This is a genomic window from Streptomyces sp. NPDC005151, from assembly GCF_053599875.1.
The window spans coordinates 1-7,848 of sequence record NZ_JBSFYR010000172.1; the positions used below are offsets into that span (position 1 = coordinate 1).

The window sequence follows — 7,848 nt, forward strand, 5'->3', positions numbered from 1 at the left end:
GTGACGAACTACCCAGCGTCACCAAGGGTGAAATCCACCCAAACCAACCACGGCGAGCTCCTGACCAGCAGGGTTCTACTAATTCACCGGCATTGCCCTGAGCTGGGGTGTTGCAACGACCACTAGAACTCAAGCTTGCAGCGGGGCCCTTCGACGTATTGCCCGGTGAGGGCAATGGCGGAGGATACGAGATTCGAACTCGTGAGGGTTGCCCCCAACACGCTTTCCAAGTCTTCGTCCGGGGGCCCGGGTGTGTACGGGAACGTGCTGACCTGCGTTGCCGCGTCGGAGGGCAGGGTTCCTGAACGGTCCCCGACGTACCCGAATGAGACCAGAACTGAGACCAGAACCCGGGACCAGGGTGTCGGGTCGCACCTTCCTGACAACGACCGGCTCAGGGACCAGCTCGGCGTTTCTGCCACGCGGTGCCCGACGGTGCGCGTGGTCCCGTCTCCACAGGTCAGCAGCGACTGGTCAGTGACCCAGAGGCTGGCCTCGCCGTCAGCGACGGGCTTCTTGCGCGCCTCGCAGATGGCGAGCACTGACGGCCAGGCCCTTCTCCTCCTATGGCCGCCAACTCGTCGCAATCGCAAGACACTTGATGACGCCCGCAGGCTTGCAGTGAACACGTACCACGTGGTTTATGGTGTTCTCTTAACTCGGGGTAGTCAACGGGTAACGCTTCAACCTCAGGGGGAACGGCATGGATGCAACAAATCCGGCGGGGCGGCCGTGGAACACCCCGCCGCCGTCCCCGCCCCCGATGCCCCCACCGCTCCTTCGCGGCGCCGCCGTCGATCTGCGGGTCAGCAAGCGGCTGCTGTGGGTAGGCGGCGCCGCGTATCCGCTGCAGAACATCGCCCGGGTGCACACACTCACCATCCACCCCAGGCGCAAGGAAGCCGTCGTCAGCTTCTGCAAGAACGTCGCGATCACGCTGGCGATCGCGATCGCCCTCACGATCCTCGGCGCCGCGGCCACCCTGGGGAGTGAGGACGCGGGCAGCGGGATCGTCACCTTCACCTGGATCGTCAGCGCGGCGGCGCTGATCTACTTCCTCGCGGAGCTGATCTCCGTACTGTCGGCGCATTCGTACTACGTACTGGCCGTCGAAACGTCCGGCCCGTCCACAGCGGTGGTGACCAGCCCCGACGGGGAACACCTGAACCAGCTCGTCGGCCACATCGCCCACGCGATCGAGAACCCCGAGAACGAGTTCCAGGTGAAGGTGGAGAGCATCACAGTCAGCCCCAAGCACTATTACTTCGGGGACAACGTCAACATGTACGGCGGCAACGGCAACGTGGGGATGGCGGGCGCATGAGCGGCGACAGCTACTACTTCGGTGACAACGTGAACATGCACGGCGGGCGGGGCAACACCGGCATCGTCAAGAATCAGGTGGCGGCCGCCGACGCCGCAGCGGTGTCTCCCGCCCTGCACTCGGCCGTTGAGGAACTGCTCCAGCTGGTCGAGGAACTCCGCGACCGGATTCCACCGGCGAGCGCCCAGGCCATCGACGACTCCCTGGCGGACATCAGCGCCGACGACGGTGCACCATCGCAGGACAGACACCGCGCTCTGATGGCCATCGCGGGCGTCGCCGCGACGGTCGGCGTGGTCGGCCAGCCGGTCCTCGACGCGGTCAACAAGATCCTCGAACTGCTGGGTGCGCACTAGGACGACACCGGCTACTGGCCAGGCACGCTTCTCGGTCAGGGCGAAGGGACGTACAGCCATGCCCGCTGCGCGAAATCCTTCCCCTCCACGGTGGCCGGGACCTCCACACAGCGGTCGGGGTGCAGTCCGGTGTACCCGCCGAGCACGACGTCCTCGTAGACGCGCTGGGAGATGACCGCTGCCAGGTGGGCCGGGCGAGAGCCTGGCGCATCAAGTCCATGGCGAGCCCGCGCTGTTCGATGAATCGGCGGAACCGCTCCGCCTCCAGCACGACAGCCGTGCAGGGGGTGAGCGCGACCACTTCCGCCGTGCGCGTGGTGCCGTGGAAGACGGACACCTTGCCCAGCAGGTCGCCCGGCCCCCGGAAGGCCAGCCAGGTCACAGCTCCACCCGGCTCCCGGCACACGACTTTGGCGTCACGGAGGCAGGGCGCGGAGCGCCATGGAAGACCTGCCTGGTGTGCCAGGATCGGTGGGAGGCCGCGATCGGGCTCGTACCCGCCTGGGGGCCGATCAATGGGCGGCCTGCCAGCGCTATCACGTGCTCGTGGGCTGTCGGGCTTCGCCCGACGAACTGTTGCGAGACGAGGATGCGGTGGCCTTCGCCGACGCCGAGGGCGCCCTTGTCGAACAGCTTGTGATGCAGTGCGCACAGGCACAGACCGTTGTCGATGTCGTCGGGGCCGTCGAAAGCCCACCAGCGTACGTGCGCGGCCTCCAACCCGACCGGTACCGCGCCGATTCTGCCGTCGTAGCCGCAAAAGGCGCACTGGTACTCGTAGGCGGTCAGCACCATCTCCCGCATCCGCCGGTCCCGTTGCCGCCGCCCGGCCGGGAGCGGTTCGGACTCCGTCGGCTCCAGCTCCAGGCCCACGGCCTCGCAGAGCTCGCCGTGGAGCGACGGCGGGAAGTGCTGATCGAGCAGCACCCGGGCGATCCGGCCGAGCAGTGACGGCTCACGTCGCAGGGCTGCGCGCAGTTCCGGTGCCAACCGCCCTGTCGCGCCTGTCGCCCGTAGCTCCAGCACCCCGCTGCCGGGGCTGCCGAGCCCACGATCGGTACGTACCTCCCACACCCCGTCGCTGACCAGATGGTGGAAGGGGTAGGCGGGTGTCGTCTTGTTGGCTGGCCCGTACTCGGCCAACAGCCGCTTCAGATCTGTCTCCACCGCGCTGTACCGCAACGCGCCGTCGGCATCCTCCTGGAACTGGCCGAGGGCGTACAGGAGCAGCAGGGGCTTGTGAGGAGCCCGCATCCCGTTCCCGGTCCATTGCCTCAGCTTCGCCGCGCGCTCAAGCCAATCCATGACCGGCGATCGTAGCGGCGCCACCCCGTGCCGGTTCCTGACGCTGAGACCGGGCGGGCGTTTACTTACCGGCCTCCGGGCCGTACCACTGCACGGCTTGACCGGTGACAGCGGCGATGCATGTGAAGTCGTGGTCGCGGTGCAGGAGGGTCAGCCCCTGGAGTTCCGCGGTCGCGGCAACGACAAGGTCCACCGCACCCGCGCTGCGGTGCTGACCGCGTTGGGTCAGCAGCTCCTGGACCTGCCAGGCGCGGTCGTATGCGCGGTCGTCGACGGGCACCCAGCCGAACAGCAGCCGCATGTCCTCGACGCCCTGTGCGCGATCCGCTGCGGAGCGGGCGCTGTAGAAGAACTCCAACTCGGTGATCGGACAGGTCGCGATGAGCCCTGCCGCGGCGGCCTGGTCCCAGCCGTACTGTTCGGCGTCGCCGCGGAGGAGTCGGGCGAGCGCGCTGGTGTCGATCAGGAACTGTGCCGCGCTCACCGCCGGTAGTCCCTCTTGTCCTCGAAGAGATCCAGATCGAAGCCTCCGTCGCCCGCTGCCGCCCGCAGCCTAGTGAGAGCGAGGGCCCGTCGGCGGTTCTCGAGTACCTCGCGCAGAGCAGTGTTGACCGTCTCCTTCTTGGTGCTGGTCCCCAGCGCCTGAGCCACGTCGGCCAGTAGCTCGTCGTCAAGGTCGATCACTGTTCGGCTCATTCGGACACCTCCTGAGATATCAACTCACACAGCAAGTATATCGCGATGGATGTCGAGGCGTCCTCGAGAGCGGATCGGTGCCCGCACCGGCTGGACGGACGGACGGATGGTCGCGGAACGCGGCCGGCCGGGCCCGACGACCGGGTCGTCGACTCCCTTCGAGCCGCCGGCCGGCTCAGTGGAATGGCCGGCACCTCTCCTGATGATCGGGAATGGCGGCGCCTCGGCGAGTTGTGCAAGCTCCAGGCCGGCCCTTCTCCGTCGCTGTTGCCGAAGGAGACCTACGTACCCGCCGGTGCGGTGCCCGTCGTGCAGCCCAAGCATCTGCGCGATCGTCGGATCACCGGGGCCTGCGATACAACCGTTTCCTACGACACAGCGCAGAGAATGCGGCGCTTCGCCCTGTCGGAAGGGGACATCCTCTGCGCTCGGACGGGCACAGTGGGGCCCGTGGCCCACGTGCGGGCGGACCAGGAGGGGTGGCTGTTCGGCAGCAACTGATGCGTCTCCACGGGTTCGATCCTGAGGTCTGCCCTGCTTGTCTGCTGGCCTGCCTCTCGCTTCCACAGACCGCGGAATGGATCAAGAGCCGCGCCGAGAAGATCACGGTCCCCTCAACTGCTCTCCGCCGCTGACACGGCCCGGGCTCAGGTTGGCCGCCGGTCGGCCCCTGGCCCGCGCGACCCGTCGGTTGGCAGGGCATCCGGGTGTTCGCATGCCCACGCCGGGTCACACAGGCGGGCGCGGCACGCCCCGGGTGTCGGACTCCTGGGCTGCGCGGGAGGGGTTGCGCCACCTGCTGCGGGAACCTGTGGTGAACGTGTGTACGGTGTGGCTCCCTCAGCGATCCGGAGTGGTGGATGCCGCTCCCCTGTTCTTTCGGAGTCGCCACCGTGCGGTCTTCCATAGGCGCGGCCACGTCTGTTGCTGCAGCCCTGTTCCTCTCCGCCTCCGCGACCGGTGCGGCCCGTGCTGACGACGGCCCGTCCGGCACGGGCTTGGTCAGCGATGTGAGCGTCGTCGAGCAGGCCGATGCGGTCACCGGCTCGGTCGAGACCCAGGACGCCTCGGGCGCCTACCGGGGCGATGTTCTGGTGCGCTTCACACCGGTCGCCGACTCCGGCTTCCACTTCGGACCCGCTACGGGCAAGGCGACGTACACGACACGCACCGGGGCCACCAACGACGTCACGGTGACGGTCGCCTCGGTCGACACCGGCTACTTCAAGCTGGACACGCGGACCTTGCCGGACGGCATCAACACCCTCACCGTCACGGCCACCGAGACCCCGGACGACACGACGGGCGGCGCCACCGCGCAGAGTGTCAGCGGCACGGTCAGCCTCACGACCGCCAACCCCTCGGCGGTCTTCACTGCACCGGCCGCCCACTCGATCGTGTGGGGGGCCACCACGTACAGCGTGGGCACCCAGCCCGCGGCCGGCGGTGCCGCGATCGACCACGTCGACTTCTACGAGACCGCACTGTTCACCAAAAACAACAAGCCGCGCGCGACCGACGACACCGCTCCCTACACCTACACCAGTACGTACTCGACCATGGCGTACCGCCCTGCGGTGCAGGCCGTCGCTGTCGACAAGGACGGCTACCGCTCGCAGCCGGTGTCGCTGGGGGTCACCGCCACGCCCGGACCGACGGTGACGGCCACCACGAACACGCCGCAACTCGCCTTCGGCGGTGCGGACTCGATGGAGATCGAGTGGACGACCGCGGTGCCGTACGGCTGGAACCGCACGGTCTCCGATCCCAAGTACTACGAGGTGTGGCTGACAAAGCAGGACGTCGCGGTCGACGGCACGACCGTTCTGTCGTACGCCGACGGTGACAATCCGTTCTCTCCCCTTCAGGTGCGGAATGGCGGCTACCACCACATCAACACCACGTGGGGTGACGCTATCGACACCTCGGGGTGGACTGTCGGTACGCACACCGTCACGGTGACGGTCACCGACAGCACCGGCGCGGTCGGTACCACTTCCGTCCAGGCAGTCGTGACGGCCGACCGGCTGACCGCGACGGCGCCCGCCGCAGTCGTCCTCGGCAAGAGCGAGCGGGTGACCGGGCTGCTCACCGCGGGCACCGGCAACCCGCTCGTGGCCCGCACGGTGTCGCTGCAGGCACGGAAGGCGGGCAGCACCACCTGGACGACGGTGAGCACCGGAAAGACCGGCAGCAGCGGGACCATCGCGCTGACCACCACGCCCGCCGCGAACGAGAGCCTGCGCCTTGTCGCCGCTGACGGCACCAAGCCGGTGTCCGCCGCGCTGAAGGTGTCGGTGTCGCCCAAGGCGGCGCTGACGGCGTCGGCCACCAAGGTCAAGCGCGGCAAGAGCGTCGCGTTCAGCGGCACGGTCTCCTCCAAGGAGAAGGGCGCGACCGTGAAACTCCAGGTCTACCGCAACGGCACCTGGACCACTCTCGCCTCCAAGCCCCAGTCCAGCACGGGCAGGGTCGCCTTCTCCCTCACCGAGAAGACCAAGGGCACCTTCACCTACCGCCTCCTCACCGTGGCCACCTCCCGCTTCGCCGCCGCCCACAGCCCTTCCGTGAAGATCACCGTCAGCTGACGGGATCACGGCCCGGGCGGCCGCCCGGGGCGAGTGATCTCGAGGGCGCGAGTTGTGTTTATGGAACTGGCTGTGACGCCTCAGGTAATACCCGGGATCGCCGGCCTCCCCGCATGGGAGCACTGACTGTGCAAGACCTCAGGCCCATGACGTGCGCAGGGTCTCTCTGCAACCGGCGTGTCCGGCCGGTTCAGCGACCGGCCGGACACGGTGTCACGCCCAGGGGCACCAGGGCCTGACCGTCGCTTGCACCCGGGCAGTAGCGAACGGCTGCGTCCTGGCCTGTGTCATTGACTTCACCGTCGAGGTACCGGGCCGAACGTGAAGCTCTGAACGTGCCGCTGACGGGCCCTGCGAGGAGACCGTCGTTCGCTACGCCGCGGCTCGTGGCCGAGAGCAGCGTCTTTCTGCGCGCCCGCGAGCCCTGGCCCGCGGGTGTTCCAGGGACAGGGCCCGGGCGTCAACGGCCTACTTCAGGGCGACGCTGTCTCCGTAGGCGGTTACGGTGCTCGTCGTGCTTGTGCCGGCGAACGTCCAGCGCCAGGTGCCGGCGGAGTTCGCGGTGACCGTCGTCTTGAGCTTGCCGCTGCTGTCGGTGGTCACCTTCTTGACCGTGGTGTAGGTGGAGGAGCCGGACTTTTTGTACTGAAGGGCCACGGCCTGGCCGCTGTATCCGGCGTAGACGTTGGTGTCCCAGTTGGCCCGGGTGAGCGTTCCGGTCACGGTGAGCGTACGGCCCTTGGCGACCGGCTCGGGGGAGGCTTGAGTGCTGGCGAGCTTGGCGTAGCGCTTCACCTTGACCGGTGCGCTGTCCTCGAGGTCGTAGAAGTCACCGTCCTTGGCAGCGGCCTCGGCAGTGAAGTGCCAGGTGCCGGCCGAGCTGTTCTTGAGGTCGAAGTAGGACTTGCGGCCGTCGTCCAGGGTGAGGTCGGGGTCCAGGGTGAACTTGAAGACGCACTTCATGGTGGTGGATGCGGGCCGGGTGCAGTCGGCGGAGTCTGTGTGGATGATCCGACCGCCGGGGCTGACCAGCATGGGAACGTAGATGGCCTTGATCCCGGCCCCGTCCTGGGCGACGGCCGTGACGGTCAGCGTCTGCGCCGCACGGACCCCGACGTTGACGGTCTTCTTGCTGAAGGACAGCGACGTGAAGGCGGTGTCGCCCTTATGGGTGTCGGCGTGCGCGGCGGGCGTCAGGAACGAGAGCAGCCCCAGAGCGCCGACGGCGGCGACCGCGGTGGAACGAATGCGCATGTTTCTCCGAAACGATGAGCCGGATCTTGTCCGGGTGGGTGGAAGACCTGCGACAGCCGCGGTTGGTTGTACGACGGCAGACGGCGTCCTGACCGCGGGGAGCCCACTCCCGGGGGAGGCCGTTGGCGCCCCGTCGGCGCATTGCTGGTACGCAGACGCGTGGGCCGTGTTGGAGGACGCCCCCTCCTTCCCTCTGCCGAGACCACCAACGTCGAAGGGCCCCGCTGCAAGCTTGAGTTCTAGTGGTCGTTGCAACACCCCAGCTCAGGGGATGCAATGGACTTCGAGATACGCGCGGACCGGGGGCCGCAGGGGCGTAGGAAGC

The 7,848-nt window shown here is 67.9% G+C and carries 8 protein-coding genes and 1 pseudogene; 4 read left to right on the forward strand and 5 right to left on the reverse strand.

Annotated elements, in window-relative coordinates; all coding sequences use genetic code 11:
- Window positions 1-703 precede the first annotated feature (703 nt).
- Both ACWD6R_RS38980 and ACWD6R_RS38985 read left to right on the forward strand, forming a co-directional pair.
- On the forward strand, window positions 704-1,324 hold the full coding sequence (locus ACWD6R_RS38980) for a DUF6232 family protein (protein ID WP_451823093.1): 621 nt from the start codon (window positions 704-706) through the stop codon (window positions 1,322-1,324).
- Window positions 1,321-1,680 carry a hypothetical protein gene (locus ACWD6R_RS38985; protein ID WP_451823094.1) on the forward strand — a complete coding sequence of 120 codons (360 nt, stop codon included), beginning with the start codon at window positions 1,321-1,323 and terminating at the stop codon, window positions 1,678-1,680. Before ACWD6R_RS38980 ends, ACWD6R_RS38985 begins: the two co-directional genes overlap by 4 nt.
- Window positions 1,681-1,972: 292 nt before the next feature.
- Here ACWD6R_RS38985 and ACWD6R_RS38990 read toward each other — a convergent pair.
- The 4 genes and pseudogenes from ACWD6R_RS38990 to ACWD6R_RS39005 form a co-directional block, all read right to left on the reverse strand.
- Window positions 1,973-2,086 (reverse strand): annotated as a pseudogene (locus ACWD6R_RS38990) (Crp/Fnr family transcriptional regulator); the annotation flags it as partial.
- Complete coding sequence (locus tag ACWD6R_RS38995; protein WP_451823095.1) at window positions 2,059-2,985, reverse strand: phosphorothioated DNA-binding restriction endonuclease; 927 nt, start codon at window positions 2,983-2,985, stop codon at window positions 2,059-2,061. The pseudogene ACWD6R_RS38990 and the gene ACWD6R_RS38995, both read right to left, overlap by 28 nt.
- A gap of 61 nt (window positions 2,986-3,046) precedes the next feature.
- Window positions 3,047-3,469 (reverse strand): PIN domain-containing protein, encoded by a 423-nt coding sequence (locus ACWD6R_RS39000; RefSeq protein WP_451823096.1) that lies wholly within the window; start codon window positions 3,467-3,469, stop codon window positions 3,047-3,049.
- Entirely contained in the window at window positions 3,466-3,681 is a 216-nt protein-coding gene (locus ACWD6R_RS39005; protein ID WP_451823097.1) for a type II toxin-antitoxin system VapB family antitoxin, read from the reverse strand. Before ACWD6R_RS39005 ends, ACWD6R_RS39000 begins: the two co-directional genes overlap by 4 nt.
- A 183-nt stretch (window positions 3,682-3,864) precedes the next feature.
- On the opposite strand from ACWD6R_RS39005, the gene ACWD6R_RS39010 reads away from it, so the two are divergent.
- The gene (locus ACWD6R_RS39010) at window positions 3,865-4,182 is read left to right on the forward strand and encodes a restriction endonuclease subunit S (RefSeq protein WP_451823098.1); all 318 of its coding nucleotides are present in this window, start codon (window positions 3,865-3,867) and stop codon (window positions 4,180-4,182) included.
- Window positions 4,183-4,574: 392 nt separating this feature from the next.
- A complete protein-coding gene (locus ACWD6R_RS39015) occupies window positions 4,575-6,269 on the forward strand; it encodes a hypothetical protein (RefSeq protein WP_451823099.1) in 1,695 nt (564 codons plus the stop codon).
- Window positions 6,270-6,737: 468 nt separating this feature from the next.
- Here ACWD6R_RS39015 and ACWD6R_RS39020 read toward each other — a convergent pair whose 3' ends face one another.
- Window positions 6,738-7,523, reverse strand: coding sequence for a calcium-binding protein (locus ACWD6R_RS39020; RefSeq protein WP_451823100.1), 786 nt, complete (start codon window positions 7,521-7,523; stop codon window positions 6,738-6,740).
- Window positions 7,524-7,848: the final 325 nt, after the last annotated feature.